At 57.6% G+C, this 25,225-nt stretch carries 22 protein-coding genes; 18 read left to right on the top strand and 4 right to left on the bottom strand.

What is annotated here, in order from left to right; genetic code table 11:
- The first annotated feature begins 4 nt into the window (after positions 1–4).
- The 5 genes from ACOSDR_RS06085 (at position 5) to ACOSDR_RS06105 (ending at position 8,115) form a co-directional block, all read left to right on the top strand.
- Positions 5–970, top strand: coding sequence for an AAA family ATPase (locus ACOSDR_RS06085; protein WP_420730816.1), 966 nt, complete (start codon positions 5–7; stop codon positions 968–970).
- Positions 971–974: 4 nt separating this feature from the next.
- Complete coding sequence (locus tag ACOSDR_RS06090) at positions 975–1,889, top strand: DUF58 domain-containing protein (RefSeq protein WP_420725186.1); 915 nt, start codon at positions 975–977, stop codon at positions 1,887–1,889.
- An 8-nt stretch (positions 1,890–1,897) separates the two neighbouring features.
- Positions 1,898–4,618: a DUF4159 domain-containing protein gene (locus tag ACOSDR_RS06095; RefSeq protein ID WP_420725185.1), complete on the top strand. Its 2,721-nt coding sequence runs from the start codon at positions 1,898–1,900 to the stop codon at positions 4,616–4,618.
- A gap of 2 nt (positions 4,619–4,620) precedes the next feature.
- Complete coding sequence (locus ACOSDR_RS06100; protein ID WP_420725184.1) at positions 4,621–6,711, top strand: hypothetical protein; 2,091 nt, start codon at positions 4,621–4,623, stop codon at positions 6,709–6,711.
- Positions 6,712–6,849: 138 nt separating this feature from the next.
- A complete protein-coding gene (locus tag ACOSDR_RS06105; protein ID WP_420725183.1) occupies positions 6,850–8,115 on the top strand; it encodes an aminotransferase class V-fold PLP-dependent enzyme in 1,266 nt (421 codons plus the stop codon).
- An 18-nt stretch (positions 8,116–8,133) separates the two neighbouring features.
- Here the strand turns inward: ACOSDR_RS06105 and ACOSDR_RS06110 are convergent, their stop codons facing one another.
- The 4 genes from ACOSDR_RS06110 to ACOSDR_RS06125 all read right to left on the bottom strand — a co-directional run bounded on the left by ACOSDR_RS06110 (position 8,134) and on the right by ACOSDR_RS06125 (position 12,248).
- Entirely contained in the window at positions 8,134–8,985 is an 852-nt protein-coding gene (locus tag ACOSDR_RS06110; protein ID WP_420730687.1) for a TIGR01459 family HAD-type hydrolase, read from the bottom strand.
- 43 nt (positions 8,986–9,028) lie between these two features.
- Entirely contained in the window at positions 9,029–10,630 is a 1,602-nt protein-coding gene (locus tag ACOSDR_RS06115) for an EAL domain-containing protein (protein WP_420730688.1), read from the bottom strand.
- A gap of 162 nt (positions 10,631–10,792) precedes the next feature.
- Positions 10,793–11,854 (bottom strand): quinone-dependent dihydroorotate dehydrogenase, encoded by a 1,062-nt coding sequence (locus ACOSDR_RS06120; protein WP_420730689.1) that lies wholly within the window; start codon positions 11,852–11,854, stop codon positions 10,793–10,795.
- On the bottom strand, positions 11,841–12,248 hold the full coding sequence (locus tag ACOSDR_RS06125; RefSeq protein ID WP_420730690.1) for a DUF952 domain-containing protein: 408 nt from the start codon (positions 12,246–12,248) through the stop codon (positions 11,841–11,843). Before ACOSDR_RS06125 ends, ACOSDR_RS06120 begins: the two co-directional genes overlap by 14 nt.
- Positions 12,249–12,764: 516 nt before the next feature.
- Here ACOSDR_RS06125 and ACOSDR_RS06130 point away from each other — a divergent pair.
- From ACOSDR_RS06130 to ACOSDR_RS06190, 13 genes are all read left to right on the top strand, one after another.
- Positions 12,765–13,589, top strand: coding sequence for a phage capsid protein (locus tag ACOSDR_RS06130; RefSeq protein WP_420725178.1), 825 nt, complete (start codon positions 12,765–12,767; stop codon positions 13,587–13,589).
- Positions 13,590–13,609: 20 nt separating this feature from the next.
- Positions 13,610–13,879, top strand: a complete 270-nt coding sequence (locus ACOSDR_RS06135; protein ID WP_420725177.1) for a hypothetical protein — start codon at positions 13,610–13,612, stop codon at positions 13,877–13,879.
- An 85-nt stretch (positions 13,880–13,964) separates the two neighbouring features.
- The gene (locus tag ACOSDR_RS06140; protein WP_420725176.1) at positions 13,965–14,534 is read left to right on the top strand and encodes a hypothetical protein; all 570 of its coding nucleotides are present in this window, start codon (positions 13,965–13,967) and stop codon (positions 14,532–14,534) included.
- Positions 14,534–16,444 carry a hypothetical protein gene (locus ACOSDR_RS06145; RefSeq protein WP_420725175.1) on the top strand — a complete coding sequence of 637 codons (1,911 nt, stop codon included), beginning with the start codon at positions 14,534–14,536 and terminating at the stop codon, positions 16,442–16,444. Before ACOSDR_RS06140 ends, ACOSDR_RS06145 begins: the two co-directional genes overlap by 1 nt.
- A gap of 262 nt (positions 16,445–16,706) precedes the next feature.
- On the top strand, positions 16,707–17,168 hold the full coding sequence (locus ACOSDR_RS06150) for a hypothetical protein (protein WP_420725174.1): 462 nt from the start codon (positions 16,707–16,709) through the stop codon (positions 17,166–17,168).
- 25 nt (positions 17,169–17,193) lie between these two features.
- The gene (locus ACOSDR_RS06155) at positions 17,194–18,984 is read left to right on the top strand and encodes a hypothetical protein (protein ID WP_420725173.1); all 1,791 of its coding nucleotides are present in this window, start codon (positions 17,194–17,196) and stop codon (positions 18,982–18,984) included.
- 16 nt (positions 18,985–19,000) lie between these two features.
- On the top strand, positions 19,001–19,375 hold the full coding sequence (locus ACOSDR_RS06160) for a hypothetical protein (protein ID WP_420725172.1): 375 nt from the start codon (positions 19,001–19,003) through the stop codon (positions 19,373–19,375).
- Positions 19,376–19,465: 90 nt separating this feature from the next.
- Positions 19,466–19,867, top strand: coding sequence for a hypothetical protein (locus ACOSDR_RS06165; RefSeq protein WP_420725171.1), 402 nt, complete (start codon positions 19,466–19,468; stop codon positions 19,865–19,867).
- Positions 19,864–21,360: a phage terminase large subunit gene (terL, locus tag ACOSDR_RS06170; protein WP_420725170.1), complete on the top strand. Its 1,497-nt coding sequence runs from the start codon at positions 19,864–19,866 to the stop codon at positions 21,358–21,360. The genes ACOSDR_RS06165 and terL overlap by 4 nt, the downstream gene beginning before the upstream one ends.
- A gap of 42 nt (positions 21,361–21,402) precedes the next feature.
- Positions 21,403–21,723 carry a hypothetical protein gene (locus tag ACOSDR_RS06175; protein WP_420725169.1) on the top strand — a complete coding sequence of 107 codons (321 nt, stop codon included), beginning with the start codon at positions 21,403–21,405 and terminating at the stop codon, positions 21,721–21,723.
- Positions 21,720–22,172: a cell wall hydrolase gene (locus ACOSDR_RS06180; protein WP_420725168.1), complete on the top strand. Its 453-nt coding sequence runs from the start codon at positions 21,720–21,722 to the stop codon at positions 22,170–22,172. The genes ACOSDR_RS06175 and ACOSDR_RS06180 overlap by 4 nt, the downstream gene beginning before the upstream one ends.
- Positions 22,173–22,185: 13 nt before the next feature.
- The gene (locus tag ACOSDR_RS06185) at positions 22,186–22,767 is read left to right on the top strand and encodes a 3TM-type holin (RefSeq protein WP_420730692.1); all 582 of its coding nucleotides are present in this window, start codon (positions 22,186–22,188) and stop codon (positions 22,765–22,767) included.
- 1 nt (position 22,768) lies between these two features.
- Positions 22,769–25,207: a hypothetical protein gene (locus ACOSDR_RS06190; protein WP_420730693.1), complete on the top strand. Its 2,439-nt coding sequence runs from the start codon at positions 22,769–22,771 to the stop codon at positions 25,205–25,207.
- Positions 25,208–25,225 lie beyond the last annotated feature (18 nt).

The raw sequence follows: 25,225 nt of genomic DNA on the forward strand, positions 1-25,225 counted from the left end.
TCTGATGCAAGACATGGAACAAGTGGCTGAACAATTGTTGGCGGTGCGCGAGCAGGTCGGCCGGGTCTTCTTTGGTCAGGATCAGGTCGTGGATCAGGTCCTCACCACTTTGTTGGCGGGCGGTCATGGGCTGTTGGTTGGTGTGCCAGGTTTGGGCAAGACATTGCTGGTCGAAACCTTAAGCAAGGTTTTGGGATTGCAATCGCGCCGCATTCAATTCACCCCGGATTTGATGCCTGCCGATATCCTGGGCTCCGAAGTGCTGGAAGAGGATGAGAAAGGCAAACGCAGTTTTCGCTTTCTGCCAGGCCCGATCTTTACGCAATTGCTGATGGGTGATGAAATCAATCGTGCCAGCCCTCGTACGCAGTCTGCGCTGTTGCAGGCGATGCAGGAAAATACGGTTACAGTCGCGGGTCATACGCACCATTTGCCGCGCCCGTTCCATGTGTTGGCGACGCAAAATCCGATTGAACAGGAAGGCACCTATCCCTTGCCTGAGGCACAGCTGGACCGCTTTTTGTGCCAGATTCAGATTCATTACCCGGATTTGTCATCGGAACGGGAAATTGTGCTGAAGACAACCGGGATCACGCTGGCCAGCGTGGAAGAAAAGTTAAGCGCCGATCAGTTATCCCATGCGCAATCTTTAACGCGCCAGGTACCGGTTGGGGAAGGCGTCGTGGATTCAATTTTGCGCTTGGTGCGCTCCGGTCGGCCAGAAACCACAGATCTGGATATCGTGCGGGAACGGGTGTCCTGGGGGCCGGGACCCCGCGCCAGTCAGGCCCTGATGCTTGCCTGTCGGGCACGCGCGCTGCTTCAGGGGCGGTTGGCGCCCTCCGGCGATGATGTCGTCGCCCTGGCCAAGCCTGTCCTGCGGCATCGCATGGCGCTGAATTTCGCCGCCCGCGCCGAAGGCCATGACATCGACACCACCATTGACGCCCTGGTTCAGGCGAGCGTCTGAGACGATGAACGCCACTCTTACCCCGACTATTCCAGTCACTGCCGCAGACCGCGTTGCGCGGGCTGAAGCAATTGGGGAAGGCCTGCCCCCGCTGTTGATTGCGGCAGAACGGGTGGCGGCCACGGTGGCGCAGGGAGTCCATGGCAGACGGCGCGTCGGCACCGGGGAAACGTTCTGGCAATACAGACCCTATGCCTCCCATGATTCCGCCCATTCCATTGATTGGCGTCGGTCCGCGCGGTCCGATGACCTGTATCTGCGCGAAACCGAATGGGAGGCGTCGCAAAGCGTTTGGCTGTGGGCGGATCACAGTGCGTCTATGCACTATAAATCCTCCACCAATCGATCAACAAAGGCGGCGCGGGCGGCATTGTTGCTGTTGGCCAGCAGCGCCGCCCTGTTGCGGGGTGGGGAGCGTTTGGGATTATTGGGCCTGGACAGGCGCGCCAGTGGGGGGCGGTTGAGCCTGCGCTCCATGGCGGAGCGCTTTTATGCGATGCCGGAAGATCACAGCGGCCTGCCGCCATCTGTCGATTTGCCGAAATACAGCCAGGGTCTTTTGTTCAGTGATTTTCTGGGGCCTGCAGCGGCCTGGGAAAAACGATTTGCGGAATTTGCCGAACAACGGGTTCGGGGCCTGGCCGTTCAGGTGCTGGACCCTGCGGAAGAAACGTTGCCGTTCGCCGGGCGTGCGCGCTTTCTGGGGATGGAGGATGAAGGCGAATTCATTGCAGAGAAAGTCGAGACACTGCGCCCATCCTATCAGAACAGGGTCCGCGCGCATCGTGATGCCATTCGACATGCTGCACGGGCTGCCGGATGGGATCTTTTGGTGCATCACACGGATCGGTCCCCGGAACAGGCCATGATGGCGATCTATATCGCGCTGTCCCATACCTTGAACGCAGGACGGAGGTAGCGGCACGGATGTTAAGTCTTGGTCCCTTGGCCTTCACCGTACCCTGGATGTTGCTGGGCGTCGCTATTCTGCCTGTATTATGGGTTCTGCTGCGATTGATGCCGCCGTCGCCAAAGCGCATTCGCTTCCCTGCGATCCGGCTGCTATTTGGATTGAAAGGGGAGGAAACAACGCCCAGAGCAGCCCCCTGGTGGATGACATTGTTGCGCCTTTCGATTGCGGCGCTGGTAATTGCGACGGCGGCGCGCCCGGTGCTGAACCCCGATTGGGATTTAACGGGCGAAGGGCCGATTATTCTGGTGATGGATGATGGCTGGGCGGCGGCACCTGAATGGCAAAATCGACTGGATCGGGCCGCAACCCTTCTGCAAACCGCTGATCGGGCCAATCGGCCTGTGCATTTGATTCTGGGCGCCCCCCCTGCGGATGGCAATCCTTTGGAACCGCATCGTTTGCTATCTGCCCATGATGCGCAGGAAGTGATCGCTGCCCTGACGCCAAAGCCATGGCCGGTGGACCGTCTGGCGATGACCAATGCGGTCGCGCTCCTGCAAGATCAGGATGTGCGGGGTGATGTGTTCTGGTTCTCCGACGGGTTGGAAACACAAGAGACCGAAGAATTCATCGATGCCATTTCGGCCTTGGGCCCGATGACGGTATTAACGCCTGATCTGTCTTTGGGGCCAATGGTGATAGACCCGCCCGCCCGGGGAGAAGCTGCGTTGGTGGTCACATTGCGGCGTCCGGCGGCGCAGGCGGCGGCAACCGTGGCTGTTCTGGCCTTTGGCGATGATGACCGCCCCCTGTTTCGGCAGGAGGCTGAATTTGCGGCTGGAGAAACCGAAACACAGGCAACGCTGACCCTGCCGGTTGAACTCAGAAACAGCATTGCGCGCCTAAGCCTTGAAGACCGGTCTGGCGTTGGGGCGACTGCCTTGCTGGATGAACGCTGGAGCCGCCGGCCGATTGGGATTATTGCAGATATCGGCAATCGGGAAGCCTTGCCGCTGTTGTCGGAAGTTTATTTTCTGGATCGCGCCTTGCGTCCGCTGGGGACAATTGATCGCGGGCCCCTGGGTATCTTGTTGAAGACCCCGCAATCCGTCCTGTTGTTACCGGATGAGACGGTGCTGGAAAGTGAAGACAGCGCGGCCCTGAATGACTGGATACAGACAGGCGGTATGTTAATCCGGTTTGCGGGCCAGCGGTTGGCTGCGGCCGTGGATGATCCACTGATCCCGGTGAAGTTGCGCAGTGGCGGTCGGCAATTGTCCGGGGCGATGGCGTGGAGCGAACCCGCCCGTATCGGCCGCATTAATCCGGATGGCCCGTTAGCGGGCATCTCAATTCCCAAGGATGTGACGATTTCACGGCAGGTTCTGGCCGAACCCTCGCTGGATCTGGATGGCAAGACCTGGCTGCGGCTGGCAGATGACACGCCTTTGGTGACAGCGGAAAAGCGCGGTCAGGGATGGCTGGTACTGGTTCATACAACCGCCAATACGGACTGGTCGAATATGGCCTTGTCCGGCCTGTTTGTCAGTATGCTGGAACGGCTCAGCAGTCTGGGACGGGGGGTTCATGATGCCGCCAGTGATCAAGGTCTGGCCCCGCCCTATCGTATGTTGGATGGGTTTGGTCGCCTGACGGATCCGCCAAATTCTGCACGGCCACTGAATGTTGAAGCATTGGATACAGTGCAGGTTTCCGCGACTACGCCGCCTGGATTCTATGGCAGCCAGGCAATTCGCGTGGCGGTCAATCTGGGGCCGCGCGTGACTGATCTGACCCCGCTGTCGACCCTGCCCCAAGGGGCTGTGAAACTGGGGTTTGAGAAAGAGGAAGAACAGGCATTGGCGCCCTATTTGTTATTGGCGGCGCTTATTCTGGTTTTCCTGGATACAGTGGTGACCGTGTTCCTTCGGGGCTTTGCATCCCTGCCTCGACGGGGCGGGGTGGCGACCGCCGCACTGATGGTTGGCCTAATCTGGATGGGTGCGCCCTATCCGGCCCCGGCACAGTCGGTCCCAAGCGGCGCGCTGAGCACGACCTTGGCCTATGTCATTACCGGAGATGCAGAGATTGATCGCGTCAGCGCGGCGGGTCTGCGCGGTTTAACGGAGATCTTGCGCCAACGCACGGCGGTGGAGGCCGGCGATCCGGTTGGTGTTGACATCAACCGCGACGAATTGTCGTTTTATCCGCTGTTGTATTGGCCGATTTCCGATGATCAACAGGGGATCACCGCGCCGACCGCCGATCGTATCAATCGCTTCATGGCAACGGGCGGAATGATCCTGTTCGATACCCGGAATGGGCAGGTATCCGGCGGCGGATTGACCGCCAGTTCCGATATGTTGCGGCGTTTGGCGCGCCAGTTAAACATACCCCAAATCGCGGCGGTTTCACCGGACCATGTGCTGACCCGCAGTTTCTATTTGTTGCAGGAGTTTCCCGGGCGTTGGGAAGGTGGGACGGTCTGGGTCGAAACCGGGGCGACGGCCAGCAATGATGGCGTATCGCCCGTTGTGGTCGGGGATGCCGATTGGGCATCGGCCTGGGCGATTGAAGAGTCTGGCCGACCGATGTTTGCCATTGGTGGCGAAGATGACCGTCGCCGTGAAATGGCCTATCGCTTTGGCGTTAATCTGGTGATGTACACATTGACCGGCAATTACAAGGCCGATCAGGTGCATATCCCGTCCATTCTGGAACGATTGGGGCAATAGGGATGATGACGGAATATTCCATCGCCTTTGCGCCCTATTTGCCGGTCTGGAGCCTGCTGATCCTGGCGGCTGTCGCCATCCTATTGTTCGGATGGTTGCTGGTCCGGCGGATGCCGGGAACCCTGTTTCGGGCGGGGCTGGCCGCGCTGTTGCTGTTGGGCCTTGCCAATCCGGCGCTGTTGCAGGAGCGCAGAGAGTTAAATCCCGATATCGCGCTGTTGATCGTCGATGAAACACCATCCCAAAGCGCCGTTGGGCGATTGGAAGAAACCCGCGCTGCTGCGGAAGAGGTCCAGGAACAATTGGCAAAATTCGCCCCCTCCTTGGAGGTCCGGCGTGTTGTGCTGAGGCATAACACCGTTCAGGACAGCGCGACGGGAACGCGGATTGTCGAAGCGACGCGCGACGCGCTGGCGGATGTGCCAGCACGGCGGTATGCCGGTGCAATCCTGATCACGGATGGACAAATTCATGACCCTCAGGAATTGGCCAGCCTGCCGCCGGGCCCGCTGCATGCCTTGATCGATGGCGCGCGCAACACGCCAGACCGTCGGCTGCAGATTGTAAAGGCGCCCAGTTTTGGGGTTGTGGATGAGCCGCTGGAACTGACCCTGCGGATTTCGGACCCAACCGTTGGTCCTGGAGAAACCATCCGACCAACCTTGCTGATCGACGGGGTGGGGCAGCGGATTGAGCGATTGCCCTTCAATCAGGATGTGACGGTTACCTTGTCGCTGGATCATCGCGGGGCATCCATCATCGAATTGAAAGTGCCGGAACTTCCCGGCGAGTTGTCGACGGTCAATAACAGCGCGGTTCTGTCGATTAATGGCGTGCGGGACCGGCTGCGGGTCTTGTTGGTCAGCGGTGAACCCCATCCAGGGGAGCGGACCTGGCGCAATCTGTTGAAATCTGATCCGTCGGTTGATCTGGTGCATTTCACGATCCTGCGCCCACCGGAAAAGCAGGATGGCACCCCGATTGATGAATTGTCGCTGATCGCCTTCCCCACACGGGAGCTGTTTGAAGTCAAATTGAATGATTTCGATTTGATCGTGTTTGACAGCTATCGACGGCGCGGCGTTCTGCCGACCCTTTATCTGGGCAATATTGTTGATTACGTGCGCAATGGCGGCGCATTATTGGATGCGGCAGGGCCTGGATTTGCGGGTCCGTTCAGCCTGTATCGCACGCCCCTGGGCGATATCCTGCCGCTGGAGCCACGCGGCGGGGTTTCAGAACAGACCTTCAAACCACAGGTGACGGAAAAAGGTTTGCGTCACCCGGTCACGGCAGGTCTGCCGGATGGACCGGATCAAAATGCCGCCTCTTCCGGTCCCAGTTGGGGGGATTGGTTGCGCCAGATCGATGTGACGCAACGATCCGGGGATGTCATCATGACAGGGATCGGGGATCAGCCCTTGATCACGCTGGACCGTGTCGGGGATGGTCGGGTGGCTCAGATCAGCAGCGACCAGATCTGGCTGTGGGCGCGGGGATATGATGGGGGTGGTCCCCATGCAGAACTGCTGCGCCGCCTGGCCCATTGGCTGATGAAAGAACCGGAACTGGAAGAAGAAGATCTGAAGGCCGTAGCCTCCGATGATCAGTTGGAAATTCGCATGCGCACACTGGAAGACTTGCGCCAGCCCCCGACGGCAAATGTTGTTCGCCCCGATGGCAGCACGGTGGATGTCCCCTTGAAACGGGTTTCAGAAGGGTTGTATGCCCAAGCCATCCCCTTGACGCAGAGCGGTTTGTTTGAAATTTCTCAAGGGGGGCGCACGGTGCGAACCGCTGCGGGGGCATTGAACTCGCTGGAATTTGCTGATCTGGTTGCAACTGATGCGATCCTGAAACAACCTGTGGCGGATAGTGGCGGGCGATTGCACTGGCTGGCGGATGGACCTGTCCCACAGGTTCGACGTGTCGCAAAAGGACGACCCACGGGCGGATCGGGTTGGATCGGGCTGGTAGAGAATAAGGATTACACCGTTGTGGGACTTGATTCCGTACCGATGATCCCGGGCTGGGTCTTGTTTTTGACCGCAGCTGGATTGATGGCGATGAGCTGGTACCGGGAAGCGCGCTAACAGGTTTTATGGACAAGCTGTGTTAGTTTATCCGGCCCGAGGTCTTAAAAAAATTCTGTTTACGGCTTGACGCAGCGCCCCGGCAAGATGACACTTTTTCTTCATTTACATGATGTTCCACTTTCTTTGTGAAAGAAGATGGCCCTGTTGTCGCCAAATAATGAGTCTCAGAAAAATCGCGGTACGTCCGCGACGTCCAAAGCCAGCGCGCGTGCCGCCTCGCAAGAGTCCGCAGGGGGCGGGTCCTATAAGGCGTTTGGGGCCGGTGCCCGTTCAGACTTTATGTTCAAGGATGGACTGACCTATCTCAATCATGGGGCCTATGGCGCAACCGCGCGCCCTGTGATGGATGCAGCCCAAGCCTTAAGGGAGAAGATTGAGAGTCAGCCGTCCAGCTTTATGACGTCCCAGCTTTCCCAGGAATTGCGGGCGTCCGCCCAGATACTGGGGTATTATGTCGGTGCTCAGGGAGAAGATATTGTCTTTCAGGACAATGCGACAACCGCGATCAATGCGGTGCTGCGGTCCCTGGTTCTGTTTCCTGGCGATGAGGTTCTGACCACCAGCCTGACCTATGGCGCGGTGATGCGGACATTGGAATTTGTCTGTGATCGGGCTGATGCGCGTTTGATCCCGGTGCATATTGATTATCCCATGATCGATGCTGAAACCGTCGTGGATACGATTGTGGCGGCAATATCGCCCCGCACCCGATTGCTGGTGATTGATCATGTGACATCGAAAACCGCCAGCATCCTGCCGATTGCTGAGATCGCAGCGGAATGTCGCGATCGTGGCATTCATATATTGGTGGATGGGGCCCATGCCCCGGCCATGCTGGACCTGAATATCGAATCTCTTGGCGTGACCTGGTATACGGGGAATTGCCACAAATGGATGGGGGCCCCGCGTGGGTCCGCTTTTTTATGGACCGTCGCAGAGCGCCAGGCCTATCTGCGCCCGACAACCATCAGCCATTTTATCGCAGATGGCTATGTTCCCGCCTTTGACTGGCCGGGGACCAAGGATTTTACCCCCTATCTGACGATTCCGGCCGCGCTGGAATATCGGTCGTTATATGGGGAGGACCAGATCCGATCCTATTGCAACAGATTGGCCTATGAGGCCGGGCAGCATGTGGCCAGGCAGTTGGGCACCCGCACCGGTATTCCCAAGAGCATGTCTGCGGCGATGATGACAGTGGCCCTGCCAGATGGATATGGACCGGCAAAGCAGGACAATGCCAATGCCCTGCGCGCCAGGATCCGACAGGATCATAATCTGGAAATCGATATCCAGGCTTTTGAACGCCGCCTATGGCTGCGCCTGTCCGCCTATATCTATAACGATATGGAAGACGCTGATCGATTGGTCCATGCCGTTAAGGCTGTGCGCGCTGCCTGATTAGGACCGGGTCAGGAATTACCAGCGAAAGGCCTCACTGAAGTAAGCGGGTATGGCATTGAACTGTGACCCCAGATTCACGACCGCATCGCCTGTCGGTGGGGTTGGCAGATCACCCCGGTGAATACCGCCCGTGATGAACAATCCGTCCAGCCCGGCTGCATTGGCCCCTGCAATGTCGTGGGCCAGAGAATCGCCAATCCCTAATCCAGGCCCGCTGACACCAGTGATTTCCCGAATACTGTGATAGGCATCCAGTCCAGGCTTGCCATGCCATTGAACGCGCCCGCCCATGCGCTCATACATCTCAGCAATGGCACCGGGACAAACCTTCAGGCTGCCATCGGGCTGAACACTGACGCGGTCCGGATTGGCACAGGTCAGCGGCAGGTCCCGTTCCAGCGCGCGGGCTAGGATGGGCTGATAGTCTTCCAGGCTGCGGCGGTCTGTGCCCGCACACAGGATAAAGTCGGCCTGGTCAATATCGCCCACTTCTTCAAATCCCGTATCCTCAACAATGCCGCGATCTTCGTCCCAGGCGAACATCAGATAGCGGGGCCCAAGGGCGGCATAGAAGGGCGTGTCGCGGGTCGACAGGCCGTGATGCACCTGTTCTCCCGATGTGATGGCCAGGTCGTAAAGTGACCGGTCAAATCCAAGGGCGCTCAGCCTTTTGTAACTTTCTGACACGCGCTTGCCAGAATTGGACAGTAACGTGACCGCAGCACCCGTTTCTTTCAGGCCGCGCAAGGCCTCTATGGCACCGGGCAGTGGTGTATGCCCGTCATGCAAAACGCCCCATTGATCGACGACGAACAGGGCGTATTTATCTGCGATATCGCGCAGGCCGAGGATTTGTTTTGGGCTCATGACTTGCCTATGCCCGCTGCGCCCGGACGGGTCAAGAGGCGGGTTAGGACCCAGATGGTTCCTTGCTTAATCTGGGTTCACCAAACAGATAGCCCTGGCCGAAATCAATATTGAAATCCAGCAGTTCCACCAGCGTCGCTTCGGTTTCGATGCGGTCGACGATCAGGTCGATGCCGCGCCGATCCAATTCCTGTTTCAGCGCGCGCAGTTCGGTTGCCGGACCACCGCCCTTTTGCAGGCGGGTCAGGACCGTTTCCGCCTCGACCTTGATATAGGCGAAATGCCGTTCCTCCAGTGCGTCCAGATCCAGGTCCAAATTTCGAACGCCATCTAAGGAAAAGCGATACCCCAGGCCGCCCAACCGGTCGAAATCGCTGCCCAATCCCTGGAAATTGGGGCCAATATCGGTCTGGGAGAATTCCAGAACCAGATTAGGGGCCAGTTCGGAATGGGATTCCATATACTGGATGAAATCCCTGAAGAATTCCCGATCTTTCAAAGTATGGGGCGCGATATTGCAGAAAAAGGCGGCACTGAAATCCTTGCGCCGCAGCTTGCGCAACAATTGCACACAGCGGAACAGCAACATGTTGTCGATGGCGGTCAACAGGCCCGCCGATTTCGCCACGGGGATATATCGGTCCGGGCCGATCACCTCGCCATTGGCAGAACGGATACGGCTGAAGCATTCATAAAAGCGGCGCTTTCTTTGCGGCAGGCTGACAATGGGCTGTAAATAAAGATCAACGCGATCATCCCGCAGGGCATCGCGGATCGTGCCCAGCAGTGCGTCTTCACCGGTGTTGTTTTCACTGCGCTGTCCGGTGGTTGCTGCTGTGCCGCCATTGGTGACGACCCGCAACCCTCCGCGCAAGGCGCGCGCAAGTCCTCCCCCGGCCGCTACCCGGTCTTCTTCCTCATCAAAATCCTGATCCACCCTGTTTTGGGTGGGGGGGCGGCCTAACGTTGGCTCACGCGGGTCGTTTCTGCCCTGAAGGCGCGTCGAGTCTTCTGATAAGGAAGAAGAGGGTTTGTCACGACCGGAATACAGTTGTTCGACAAGATTATGCAGCACGCGCACTTCTGAACTGGCCTCCCGCATGGATCGGTCAGATTCGGCCGCACGATCGCGGGTTGGGCGCGCGGGCTCTGCCCTGGCCCGGTTGGGGCGACTCGCGGGGATGGCTTCGTCTTCTTCCGCCAGGGCCATACGCTCCAGCAGGGACCGCGCCTCTGTTTCCTCTTGCGACCGGTTCGGCTGGGGGGCGCGACGACGGGGACTGGCGGCATCCTGTTCCGCCCGCGCCGATGCGGTCAGGGAATTCAAGGCGGCCAGCATCCGCTCCCCACCGCCATCTTCCACGGCCTCAAACAAGCGACGGATTTCGTTGCGCGCCACGGACATTTCTTCGCGGTCGCGATCCAGGGCGCGCTTCAACAGCAACAGGCGACGCATCGCCTTTAAGGTATCCGTGCGGCGGGTAAAGGTTTCCTGCAACAAGGCGCAGCACAGAAAGAATGTCAGCCCCATCAGAAGGGATGTGACACCATCGACACCGGGAATCACACGATGGCCCAGCACTGCCAGGGCAGAGGCCACGGTGACATAGCAAAAGAAGATCAGCATATGCCAAAATCGGCTCATGCGGGGTTCCCAAAAAGTGCTGCGGGTCAGACACGTCGCGATCCGGTCTGCCATTGTTACTATTCGCTGAACGATAGCAAAAATCTACAAGCAAAACACGCCCTTAGGCCATATCCGTGGGATAGGGGCGGGTTCTGTGTCTAAGATTATGAAATTGTTACACTAATCTTTAAAGTCTGCGCCAATCGCCTGGGCCAGCGTGGTAAACCCGTCCGCCCGCAACAGCTCCGGCAGGGTCTGGGTGATTCGCCCGATCAATTCCGGGCCTGTGTAAACCAGCGCGGAATATAGCTGAACCAGGGACGCGCCTGCCCGAATTTTGGCATAGGCATCTTCTGCACTTGCCACACCTCCGACGCCAATCAGGGGGACCTTTCCTTCCGTCAGGGCATAGACGCGGCGCAGGACTTCGGTTGATCTTTCGAACAGCGGCGCACCGCTCAGCCCGCCGATCTGTCCCTTCTGAGAATCCCGCAATGTGTCTGGTCGGGTGGTCGTGGTGTTGGATATAATCAGGCCCGCCACGTCCGGGTCCTGCCCGACCGCAGAGATTGCGCGAAGATCCGCCTCTTCCAGATCGGGGGCGATTTTAACCAGAATGGGCGGGACGTCACCCACTGTGGCGGCGGCGTCCCTTACGGCGGCAACCAGCACCCGAAGCTGATCGGGGGATTGCAGTGCCCGCAGGCCTGGCGTGTTGGGAGACGACACATTGATCGTCACATAATCCGCATAGGGGGCCAGGCGTGTTGCACAGGCCGCGTAATCCGCTGCAGCATCTTCGCTGTCTTTGTTTTTACCGATATTGACCCCGACGGGACCGGGCAGATTTTGTGCCCGTGCCGCCGCCAATCGCGTTGCGGCCCGGTCTGCACCGGCATTGTTAAACCCCATGCGATTGATGACCGCCATGTCCTGGGTCAGGCGGAACAGGCGCGGCTTTGGATTGCCGCCCTGTGGTCGGGGCGTCACGGTGCCAATTTCCACAAATCCGAATCCCAGCGCCAGACAGGCCCGCACGGCTTCTGCGTCCTTATCAAACCCGGCAGCCAGACCAATCGGCGTGGCGAATTTTAATCCAAAGACCTCATTCGCCAAACACGGGTCTGGGTCAATTGTCAGTTTGGGGCCGAATCCGCAGGCCAGGGCGCGCACAGTCAATCGATGCGCCCGTTCAGGATCCAGTCGATGCAGCAGCGGCAGAACGTAATCAGTCAGCGCCATTGTCAGAGCCCAAATCCGGAAATTGGTGAATGCCATCGGCATTCAGGGAAAGCGGTGTCGCCTGTTTTACCGCCGACAGCAGGATATCCCCATAAACATGCGGAAACAGTTTACCGCCGCGCGATTCCTCCCAGACCAAAGCTTTGCCCAGTTGGGCCTCGTCCACATGCAACAGGACAAGATCGGATTCGCCAGCACGGTGACGGCGGGCGCTTTCTTCAATCTGGCTGGCGGTGGACAGATGCAGGAATCCATCGGCGCGATCTGCTGGATTTCCCGTATAAATCCCGGTGCTTTGCGCCACCGTCCAGGCATCAAGTTTGGCGAGATGATATATCATGGTGATCGGAGAATATGGCGCGGCTCGCACCAGCGCAACCAAATGAGGGGTCACGAAACAGATTTTTAGACATATCATGTTCTTTTTTTTATGAAGTTTATAAATTTTATCTTGACTTGTTCTCTTTAGTCATTAGATTGGTCTTTGGGAGCGGGCCACAAGTGCGCCTAAATCGCACCGGCCCATCGGACCCCCGTTTGCTGCGGGGACAATCCAGTCACTTCCCAGCCGTCAGCAAATACTTTTCGTTCAGGGGTCCGTGTTTATCGGATAACTGTTCCCGAAGGATCGTCAGGTCTCCCTAAGGCATCGGCGCGTGCGTGTGGCTTCAAATGGCCAATCGGTACCGCTCAGGATCGCGTTAGAAACACTGGCGGCACGGGGATGGCCCATACCGGCCCCTTTTCTCTCAGATATGAAACAGAGTTGACCCGGCCTGGCCGTTTGGTCCCGCGCAAAACTGCGCCTGGGCCGAGCGATAACCGCTGGACGTCACACTCATTTGGCAACACCGCGCCCGGCCCGTCACGCATTGGGTTGGGATATCGCGAAACCGAAAGGAAAGATGACATGTCCACAACTGTGGAAACCTCATTCTCCCGGCACTTTCAGATCGAAGTGCATTTGGCCTATCAGCGCATGGGGTCAAAATTGCGGAATACCGTGCGCACCAAGAATGACATCAAGGGCTCTTCCACGACATTCCAGAAGGTTGGCAAGGGCACCGCATCCACCAAGGCCCGTCATGGCAAAGTACCGGTGATGAACATCGACCATACACCGGTCGAAATCGCCTTGCAGGATTACTATGCCGGTGACTGGGTGGATGCCCTGGATGAAATCAAGATGGCCCATGATGAACGATCCGTCGTCACCAATGCCGGGGCCTATGCCCTGGGTCGGAAAACGGATGATCTGATCATCGATGCCATGGAAACCGTAACCTCGGCCCAGGACTCTCAGGACGGCACGACCGGCCTGACCAAAGCCAAAGTGCTGGAAGCGTTTGAAATGCTGGGGGGCCAGGATGTCCCGGATGATGGTCAACGGGTCGCCATTATCGGCTGGAAGCAATGGAGCGATCTTCTGGATATCGAAGAATTCTCCAACGCGGATTATGTCGGCGATGAAGACCTGCCCTGGAAAGGGACCCAGGCGAAACGCTGGCTGGGGACCTTGTGGATGCCGCATTCGGGCCTCGTGCTGTCTGGCGGCGTGCGCAATGGGTATTGGTATCACAAAACCGCCATCGGTCATGCCATTGGCAAGGATGTGAAATCCGACATCACCTGGCATGGCGACCGGGCAGCCCACTTCATCAACCACATGATGAGCCAGGGTGCTGGTGTCATCGACGCGACGGGCATTGTGCGCCTGCCGTGCCTTGAATCGTAAGCCGGAAGGAGACCGATAAAATGGCATATAAATCTCGTGACTTGAGCGTTATCGCTTACGCCAACGGCTTCACCCTTTGGCACTATACGACGACCGACGCGGCCGCCAGTGTCGATACGGCAGGATACTTCAACGAAGCAGCGGACATGCTGCGCGTTGGGGACATGATCCTGGCCAATACCGATACCGATGGCACGTTAAGCTCCGGCATTCTGCATGTATCGTCGAATACCGGAACTGTCGTGGATGTCGATGATCTGACCGCGATCGGTTCTGCTGATACGGACTGATCGACATCCGATCCTGACCTTTGTTCAACAAACTCACGTGGCCGCCTGGACTCTCCGGGCGGCCACTTTTTCTAGGAGAGCTCTTATGGCCTTAAGCAGTATTCAATTATCCAGCCGTGCGCTGATCAAGATTGGCGCGACACCGATTTCCGGCTTCGAAGATGGCACAGCAGAAAGCCTGGTTGCCGCCACGCTGTATCCCTCAACACGCGATGCCATGTTGTCGGCCCATCCCTGGAGCTTTGCCACCGCACAGCGGGTTCTGCCGCGATTGGTGGGCGTTCCGGCAGCGGATTATGACTATGCCTATCAATTGCCGTCCGACTTTCTGCGCGCCCTGTCTGCGGGGGAGGCGGGCTATGGGCGTGGTCTGGACTACCGCATTGTGGAGCGGCGTCTGCATACGAATGCGGCGTCAGTGACATTGACTTATATCTTTCGGCCCAACGAGTCCGCCTTTCCTCCCTTCTTCGATCAGGCCCTGATCGCGCGTTTGGCGGCGGAGTTCTGTTTGCCCATCACGGAAAGCACAACCCGGTCTGAGGCCCTGCAACGGCTGGCGGATGATCAGTTTCGTCAGGCACGGCTGATTGATGCCCAGCAGGATGTTCCACCCCGGTTCGAAGATTACACATTGGTAGGAGTGCGCGGATAATGGCACGGATCAAAACCATTCAAACAAACTTCACCGCCGGTGAGATTTCCATCGGTCTTGTCGGGCGGGGCGATCTGACAGCCTACAGCAATGGGGCCGCCACGCTGCGCAATGTTAAAATTGCCCCAACAGGGGGTGTCGCACGTCGGCGGGGCTTGCGTCACATTGCCCTGACGGAGGGTTCGGGTCGGCTGGTCCCGTTCGAATTTAATACTGAACAGGTGTATTTGCTGGTATTCACGCACTTGCAGGTGCGGGTTTATGCCAATGACATTCTTGTCGTGACGCTGGAATCGCCCTGGACGGAGGATCAGTTGAAGCATCTGGCCTGGACACAAAGCGCAGATACCCTGTTGCTTGTCCATCCGGATGTGCCCCCAAAGCGGTTGACGCGAAAGGGTGCGGAACTGTGGTCGATCACCGATTGGAAATTCTTTGAAAAGGACGATCGGCGCTTCCAACCCTATTACAAGTTTGCCGATGAGGATGTCACACTGACGCCCAGTGCGACGACGGGATCGATTACCCTGACCGCGTCGGATGATGTCTTTGAGGCAGACCATGTCGGTGTGCGATTCCGGGTGTCTGATAAAGAGATTGAGATTACCGCCGTGACTTCCGCCACCGTTGCAACAGCCAGCGTGAAGGAGGCTCTTGCGGGAACAGACGCCGTGAAGGATTGGGAGGAAGCATCCTTTTCCGCCGTGCGAGGCTATCCTGTCTCTGTTTGCTTTCATCAGGACCGATTGGTCATTGGTGGCAGTCGTGATCTGACCAATCGGTTGTGGCTGTCGAAATCGGCAGATCTGTTCAACTTCGACCTGGGAGAGGCGGAGGATGATGAGTCTATCGAATTTGCCATCCTGTCGGATCAGGTGAATGCGATCCGGGCGGTTTTCTCCGGCCGTCACTTGCAGGTCTTTACATCCGGTGCGGAATGGATGGTGACCGGGGATCCATTGACCCCTTCTGCGATCCAGTTGAAACGACAGACCCGCATTGGTTCGCTGGCGAACCGGACAATCCTGCCGCGTGATGTGGATGGTGCAACCTTGTTTGTATCGCGTAGTGGCACTGAGTTGCGGGAATTTCTGTTTGCGGATGTTGAACAGGCTTACCAGTCCAACGACCTGGCCGTGTTGTCGGATAAGATGATGCGCAACCCCGTGGATCAGGATTTCAACAAGGCGGATCGCATCCTCTATCTGGTCAATGGTGATGGCACGCTGGCCTGCGTGACCGTCTTTCGGCAGGAGAAGGTCACGGCCTGGTCCATGATGCAAACCGATGGAACTTTCCATGCGGTCGCAGTGGTCGGATCGAATGTTTACCTGATGGTGCATCGCGGGGAAACCTACCGAATAGAGCGGTTTGATGATGCCCTTCTGACCGATGCGGCGATGACGGATCAGGTTGCCGATGATGAGGATGGAAAGACGGTCTGGTCTGGTCTGGATCATTTGAATGACAGGACCGTTGATGTCGTGGCCGATGGCATTGTTCGGGATCAAGCGACGGTGATCGATGGGGCAATCACCCTGGCCCAGCCCGCCAGATCGGTTCAGATCGGTTTACCCTACACCCATATCATCGAGCCTTTACCAGCCTATCAGCCCTCTGGGACCGGTGTGACGCAAGGCAGCGCCACGCGATTGGTTCGGGCTACCTTCCGGTTGCTGGAAACAGCGGCCCTGACAGTGGATACGGGCCAGGGCTTGCGCCCCTTGCCCTTTAAGACCTTCGGACCTGGTGCGTTGGATTCCCCAATCACACCGTTGACCGGAGATAAGACCGTGCGCGCCCTGGGATGGACCCGGGGAGAGCCGGTGCCTTTGTGGCGGATCGAACAATCTGATCCGCTGCCCTGTACCGTTCTGTCGGTTCTCAATGAGATATCGTCGAACGGATAGAGCATCATGCGGTCGCATGAGCTCAAACATACATAGCATCATGCGGTCGCATGAGCTGAAACATGCAGAGCATCATGCGGTCGCATGAGCTCAAACATACACAGCATCATGCGATCGCATGAGCTGAAACATGCAGAGCATCATGCGGTCGCATGAGCTCAAGCATTTAGAGCATCGTTGTTTTTTCAGCAAATACGTCATCGTAGACAAGTCCGTTTGCGCAGGCGTTGCTCTAATCAACCACCATAGAAGGAGAAGTACAATGGGAGCAGCAGCACCCGTCATCGGTGTCGTTATGTCCGCAATCAGCGTGGCACAGACCCAGGCCCAAATGAGTCAGCAGAAGAAAGCGGTAAAGGCTCAGACGGCTCAAACCGCTTTGGCGCGGCAACAGGACCTTGATCAAAGAACCCTGGAACAGCGTTTGAAAGAAAAACAGTTGGAGCGGGAACGTCGATCCGCTGTGGCCAGCTCCAGGGCGCGATTGGGCTCATCTGGGGTTGGCTCAACAAGCGGTTCGGGCGCCGCTGTGATCAGCGGTTTGAACAAGAACTACAACGAGGCCCTGGCCGACAGCCGCAAGGGGTATGACATGACCGTCAGTGGTTTGAATTTGCTGAATGATACCGGCAGCGGCGGCGGTGGCGGCGCGGCGCAGGGACTTGAACTCGCCAAAGGCCTGATTGGCATTGGCACTCAGGTCGCGGGCATTCTTGAAAAGTAACTCACACTCGAAGGAACAAAACACAATGACTGATATACTTATCAATGACCTGCGTCCGCGCGTTCAATATGTGCAGGCAGAAGGTGAATTGGGCACGTCTGTATTCGACTATCCATTCCCCATTCTTAGTGACGGGGATTTGCGCGTGGCCGTCGATGACGTGATCCTGGATTCTTCCGCCTATACGATTACGGGGACTGGACAGGAACAGGGGGGGACGATTGTCTTTGGCCAGAGCCCCAGTGGCGGTGCACGGATTTCAATCTGGCGGGATATGCCGTTTCAACGCACCACTGACTTTTCGCCGGGGGCCGATCTGCGTGCGGCAGTACTAAATGACGAACTGGATCGCACAGCCCTGTTGTTGCAGCAGGCGGAGGCGCTGGTCGGAGATTCCATTCACCGCTTGCCGTATGACGTTGACAGTGACTTGGTTCTTCCCCTGGCACGGGATCGAGCGGGCATGTTTCTGAGCTTTGATGTCGATGGGCGCCCTGTGACAAAAGTGCCGGATTCCATGGGGGCCACAGCACAATTCGCCCTTATCTATCTGGGGTCTTATGCAACCGCGCAAGCGCCGACACAGCGGTTGAACGGCTCGCCCCTGCAACAAGGCGACTTGTTCTTCGATACCGATGAACAATCAATGCAGGTGTATAGTCAGTCGGGCTGGGTCTCCACTTTCGTAGGCGATGACATTTACATGCCTCGGGATGGTGCCGTGGCGATGACCGGGTCTTTGGACATGGACGGCAATGCGATTGTTGATCCCGATACGGTTGATGGTCGAGACATCGCGGCGGATGGCGTGGCACTGGACTTGATCAACGATACGGCCTTGCCGGAGATTCGGAACCAGTTGAATGCCCTTGAGGAGACTCAGTTTCGGCTCCTTTGGTCTTCGGCTATCGAAAATGGCGTCAATGAGTATCAGTTGATCAACACCTATATCGATGACTTCTCGGACGAAAGTGGCATCGAAGACGGTGCGCTGGCGGGATCAGGGTACAGTTATAACCCGATTGATGGTTCCTATAACTGTCGGTCCCCCGGGGCTAGCGTGTCCAGTGGTATCAATGCTGTATCACCAATCGGAAACTACGCCAATTCACCATTGGTTACGACAGATGGCAATTTAAGCGCATATTGGCAAGGCACCGCCACAAGCTTCACATCCGGGTTTTATGTTCAATATGATCTGGGTGCGATCAAGCCGGTTACCCGGTTTCTTGTCTATGTGCTGGCGAACCAGACGATGATGGCCAATATGCGCGTTCTCGGCTGTAGAACGAATGCCTTTGGTGCGGATACAGTGGTCCTTGGGGAAGGGTCCTTTGTAAACAGCACCGGATGGCAGCATGTCGATATTGCCGGAACGGTCCGATACGTGCGCATCGTCAGTCCCGATGGATCTCGAACCACAAATGCTAACACTTATATTCCGGTCATAACAGAAATCCAGATTTTGGGCGCTGTCATTAATGATATGACAATCGTCTCTAGCCCGATCACGGTGGAAAATGACCCCTTGGAAGGACGGGTTCTGGTGGAGCTTGAACTCTACGGGGAGCCAGAAATCAATACGGATTTTGTGCTGTCGGTCAGTCGGGATGACGGCACAACCTGGACGGCTGTATCTGCGACTGTATTGCAGACATGGGCCAGTACCGGGCGCACCCTTGTAGCGGGCACGGTTGATCTGTCATCGCAGCCCAGTGGAACATCCATACGCTTGAAGCTGGACTGCCAGAATGATGCAGATGTTGTTCTCCATCGCTGGGGTTTCCAATGCGATCAAGCCTTGCTTGAAGCTTAATTTGAAAGGAACAAAAATGCCAACGATCACAAAGATTGCAAAACTGACCAGCCCCTTGCGACAGATCCGCTTTGAGGCGGAACGCCGGATAACCAAGGGCATATTTGTCAACGGCAGCCCGTTTCGGTGTGACGAGGTCTCGTCCCAGCGCGTGGGTGAAATTGTTCAGGCGTTTGCGGATGAGCTGATTGATGAGGACGGGGTGCGTTTTGCCACGGCGGCCGGTGTCTTGATGACACTGACCAGCGAGGCACAGGCCCGTCTGATCTTTGATGCCATGCGACACTATCGCCAGGCCTGCCTTGCGGTCTCTGCGCAATTGCAGACAGACCCACCGACTGTCATCTCAGATGATGCGCATTGGCCCGTACCAGAAAGCGTCACTGTGTAATCTGCCGCGTAACATATCTGCTTTTTGCGAAAGCCCTGCCCCTGTGGCGGGGCTTTCGCGTTTCTGCACTCAACAAAGAAGGTACTTAAAATGGTCGATAAGAAAGCCACTGCCCGCCGCCCGCAATCCCGTACACCACGCACCCGTCGCCCACAGTCCAACACAATGCGGAAACGGTTGATGAAAAAGCTTCCAGCGATGCTGGATGCCGCCATCGCCGCCTATCAACAGATTGCCCTGAATGGGCCTGCAGAAGATCCGAAATCCTTTGCTGCCGCCCATACGGGGGCTAAGGCCGCCCTGGCCCATATCGAACAGATCATCAAACTGGCAGAAGCCGCCGCCACCCAGGATGAAGCGCAGGAAAAGGATTTGGATGGGGTCGCGACATTGATTAGCGCCGCCCGAACGGCACTCGCTCATGATGAGGAGGACGAAGACAGTTCTGACTCCGCCATCCCGTCTGACACGGAACAGGGGGGCACAGCATGACAGCCTGTAGCTTTCTGGAGTTCCTGTGGATATGGAACGAAATACAGGGTCAGAAAACGCCGGTCCTGCATCGACGCATCTGTCGCTGGTTGAACGCCCGAGTGAATGCCGGGGCAAGCAGTCAGGATCGGCACCTGATCCTGCTGGCGTTCCGGGCGGCCGGGAAGTCCACGATTGTCGGCCTTTTCTGTGCCTGGAAACTGTATTGCGATCCGAACCTGCGCATTCTGGTTCTGGCGGCAGAGCAGGACCTGGCCAGTCGCATGGTGCGCAATGTGAAACGCCTGATCGAACGCCATCCGCTGACCCAGGGGCTGAAGCCCGATCAGTTGGATCAATGGGCGTCTGATCGTTTCACGGTGCAGCGGCTAAAGGAACTGCGTGATCCCTCCATGTTGGCGCGGGGCATCGGGGCGAACCTGACCGGCAGTCGGGCGGACCTGATCATTTGTGATGATGTCGAAGTGCCTAATACCTGTGATACCGCTCCCAAGCGCGCGGACCTGCGGGCCCGGCTCAGCGAGGCGGATTACATTCTGGTACCGGGCGGCATGCAGCTTTATGTCGGTACGCCACATAGTTACTACACAATCTATGCAAAAGAGGCGCGGTCAGAAATTGGCGAGGCTCAACCATTTCTGGCGGGGTACAAGCGCCTGGAAGTCCCGATTCTGAAAGCAGACGGCACGTCCGCCTGGCCGGATCGCTATAGCCGGGAGGAGATCCAGGCGCTGCGGCTGCGCCAGGGGGAGGGAAAGTTTCAAAGTCAGATGATGCTCAAGCCCATGAACATCGTGGGCAGTCGCTTGGACCCGGACCGCATGAAACTGTATCAGGCCAGGTTGGATCTGGTGGAGCGAAACGGGGAGGCAATGCTGATGCTGGACGGGGTGCGGATGATCTCCGCCACTGCCTGGTGGGACCCGGCCTATGGGGGGACGGGAACCGGGGATTCCTCCGTCGTGGCCTGTGTTTTTACAGGCGAAGACGGGATCTATCGACTGCATCGCATTCAGTATCTGACCACCGATCCCGCCTTGCATTTGGACGAGGCGCGTCAGCAATGTCGGGCGGTCGCGCGGTTTGCCAGGCGGAATTTTCTGCCCTCTGTCACGATTGAGACCAATGGGATCGGCAAATTTCTGCCCAGCCTGCTGCGCCGGGAAATGGCTGTGTTGCATACCGCCTGTGCGGTGCAGGAGCGCCATTCAACCAGGGCCAAGGATACCCGCATTCTGGAAGCTTTTGATGCGGTTCTGGCGGCTGGTCAGATCGCCTGTCACCGTAGCGTTTGGGATACGCCTTTTCCGATGGAAATGCGGGAATGGCAGGCGGGCGGTCTCAGCAAAGGGCACGATGACGGGCTGGATGCGGTGGCGGGGTGCCTGTCAATGGAACCTGTGCGCCTGCCCAGGTCCAGCACCCATTACGGTCGCCAATCCTGGCAGGGGGGTGGTGGCAGTGTCATCGCCGATGCTGATTTCAGCGTCTGAAAATATCTAAAACAAAAATTGTGTAAAATAAGGAGAAATGAAATGACGGGCACGTCCATTGACGTGATCTGGTGGATCACTGTTGTCGAAATTCCGGCGCTGACCGGACTGTGGTGGCTGATGTGGCGCACACGGCGCGATCAGGACATTGCGTTAGAGCGCCACCGCCAACGGCTGGATACGGCTGTTGCTCAGCTTCGGGAAGCGCTTTCCGCCTATAAATTGGAAGTCGCCAAGAGCTATGCCTCAACCTCTCAACTGAAAGATCTGGAGGGGCGGCTGACCGATCACCTGCTGCGCATCGAAGCAAAGCTCGATTCCCAAAAACCCTCTGCAAGACATATGACAAGGAGAGAGTCATGACCCTGTTGAATCTGCCTTTGGATATGGAGGCGGAAGAAACCGCCATTGATATCCTGGCCCGCACCCTGTGGGGCGAAGCCCGGGCTGAATCCGTCCGCATCAAGGAAGCGATTGCGGCCGTCGTTCTGAACCGCGTTTGTCTGGCGAAACAGCGATTTGGCAAGGATTGGTGGGGCACCACGGTGGTGGAAGCCTGCCTGGCCAGTGGGCAATTTCCCTGCTGGCGCCTGACGCCTGAGTATCGCGCCAGCTTGATGCAGGTCCCAGACACGGACCCGGATCTCGCCGTCTGTCGCCGCATTGCAGCGCGGGCGGTGCGGGGCGCGCTGGTCGATCCGACCTATGGCGCAACGCATTACCGACGGCCCAGAGAACATCCGCTATGGGCGGAACGGCGCAAGCCTAAGGCCCGGATCGGGTCATTCAAATTCTATCAAATCCTATCGTGAAAGGAGCATCATTATGCTGCCAATGTTACTTGCTCAAATCGGCCTGCCCTTGCTGGTAAAGGCCGTCGGGGGAGCCTTGTCCAATTCCTCCAACTCTGTCGCGAAAGCAGCGGGAGACGCACTGGGCCAGGTCGATACTGAAATCGCCACGGGTCGCCTGGATGGCGACCAGTTGAAAGAAGCCAATCGCCATCTGGAAGCCCTTGCCACGCTGGAGGCCAATACCGACCAGACCTGGCTGCAACAGGTCAACCAGACTATCCGGGCGGAGAGTATCAGCGACGACGCCTATGTCCGCCGCATGCGCCCGACCTTTGGCTATATCATGGCCTTCACCTGGGCCGCCCAGATGGGGGCAATTGCCTATACCGTGGTCGCCGACCCGCAACAGGCCGCCCCGGTCATCGCCGCCGTCGCGTCACTGGGGACGATCTGGACCGTGGGCCTCTCTGTGCTGGGCATCTATGTCTATCGCCGGTCTGGCGAGAAACAGCGCGTGCTGGAGGCTCAGGGTGGCCTGCCAGCCAATCAAAATACAGGGGTTTTGCAAAATCTGCTGCAAAGCCTGATCAAATCAAAATCCAAGGAGATGTAAAATGGGATCCTCAGAAGGGGCGCCAACGCCCAAATCCGTCAACAGCAATGCCGCCGGGGCCGGGCCAAGTTTTGGCATGGGGTGGAATGCCCCTGCGGCCACAGGGCCGTCAATTCAAATACCTAAAGTGCAGGCACCAACTGTCCAAACGCCCAATACGTCACTGTCCTCTGGTTCGCTGTCCGGTGCGCCGTCTGGTGTGCTATCTGGGCCCGTTCCAGGGTCGGAAAACAGGGGGCTTAACCCGACGACAGGCTATCAACCCTATACGCCTCGCTCGATTTCTGTCGGGGGCGAAGGTGCGGCCCGGATCAGGGCAGAGGCTGGAACGACTATTGGGACAAAGCAAGAAAATCAGCCCGCCCTTCCGAAGCCATCGACCCTAATCCCGGAACGGGACAACGGGTCCCAGCCGACAGGCCAACCCAAACGCTGGACCGCTCCTTCCGAAAAGCGCCAGCCGGCAGTGTCACCAAAGGAGCCTGTGCTGAACCCCTATGGGTATAGTGCGCGTCCTGAGGAAACCGGGCGATCTGTGGACAAGGTTGCCCATAAGCCCCTGGATCAGGCGCATCGACCTTTATCCGGTGCAATCCGTTCCACAGCGACACCGCGCCCGGCGCGCTCCGCAGAGGACCAGGCGGTGCTGCAACGGGAGGCCGATGCCGTGGCCAGGGTCGCCCGCTATGATGATTACTACGATCACGCCCGCCGCGCCTTGCAGGACGGTGGAGAGGCGGCCATTCCAGAATTGCGGGAAATTGCCCGCCTGCACAGCCTGGCTGTTGGCAAAAGCGATCCACAGGCAGCCCGACAGTTTGATGCGGGCATCAATCGGGAAATTGCCGCCTATCGGGCGAACGCCGCTGAGCAACAGGCGAGTGTGGGGGCGAATGCGGGGGCAAATGATGGGGAAAAGGGGGGACTGGAGTCTAGCCAGGTCAAGATCGGCCTTGGTGATCCGGGGGCGTATAATCCTGCGCGCTATCAAAAGCGGAAGGATGAAGATTACCCCACCGCCCAGGCCCGCATCGCCAGAGCCATCGCCCAGGATCAGGAAGCCGCTGAGAAGCGCCGCTTTGCCGAAGGGTCGGAAACCTATGCCGCGGCCAAAGAAAAAGCCGGGGTCACCATCACGCGCGCGCCAGACGCCGAGCCCGTACTGGACTTTGGGGACGGGGTGCGTCTGGAAGGCCTGGACACAACTGGCACCAAACGCCTGGCAGAAGCCATGGCCCAAGACCCGGCGATTGCAGACGATATCCGCAAGGTACTTTCCGGTGATCTGAGTGTCGAAGATATAGAAGATCGCCTGGCTGAATTAGGGGCGTTCGATAAGACGTCGCTTGGGCCGCGCCGTCGGAGCCGCAATCAGGGAGCCATTGATCGGGAACTTGCCCTGTTGGACGTTGTCGAAGGGCAGGCATCAGGGGCCAGCAAGGCTGATATGGCCGAAACTCTGGTCAATGCTTACGCGCCGGATCGCGAGGAGGACCTGGCGCGGGCCCGGGACCTGTTGCTGGACATGCTGCCCATCATCGGGGAGGTCCGCTCTGCCCAGGATGCCGTGACTGATTTCACCGCCATGACCAAGGCGATTGAGGCGGGCAATTGGAAATTGGCCGGTCAGAACGGTCTGTTTGCCGTATTGGCCACAGCGGGGGCCGTGCCAGGCGTCGGGAAAGTCGCCAAACTCGCCCGCACCGCCCTGGTTCGCGGCCTGCGCACCACCGCAGGCGGCCGAAAACTGGTTGTGGGCGTGCGCCTCGCGAAGTTTGAACGTCAGTTTCCCAAGAAGTTCAAATCCTTCGATACCAAGGAGCTGATTCAGGGAATACCTGAGGCGGATCAGAAGGCAGTCCAACTTCTGTTAAATATGTCCATGGGGGACGCGACTGAAAGGGAGGTGGTGCAAGCAATGAGAGAGGCAGGATTTACCGTCTATGATGACTATGGTGCGAGAGCTGTCGGCAAAATTGATAAGACTGCCAAACGAAGTCGTATATATGATGCTTCAACGCCTGAGGGGGTTGATAATCTGTTTGGTCTGGTTTGGCGACCTGATAGAGATAAGCTTGGAACCGCGTATGAGGTTAAGTCAGGCAGCGCGAAATTGGATGTTTCTCAAAGGAAAAACGATGGATCAATTCCTCTTGAGATGCCAACGGCAAGGCCGCATGATGCAAAAGAGTACACACTCCATTCGGTTAAATATCTGAGAGTTCGACTAGATCAGATCAGTCCACGTCATCTTGAATTGGCTATACAGAAAAGACTGGATACAGCCGTTCGGAATGGGAAATTATCTCCGTATAGTTCGGAAATAATTCTTACGCGTGCAATGGCATATCAAGCTCAAAGCAGTGAAAGGAACCCAATTCCTGTTATTGGTCTTGCAGCAATGATCAGAGGCGCAATATCCGCTGAAACTTTAGAGTAGTATTGGTTGTGCGCGGTT

It is taken from the genome of Hwanghaeella sp. 1Z406 (assembly GCF_048892425.1).
In the GTDB taxonomy this organism is placed as follows: Bacteria; Pseudomonadota; Alphaproteobacteria; order UBA8366; family Aestuariispiraceae; genus Pacificispira.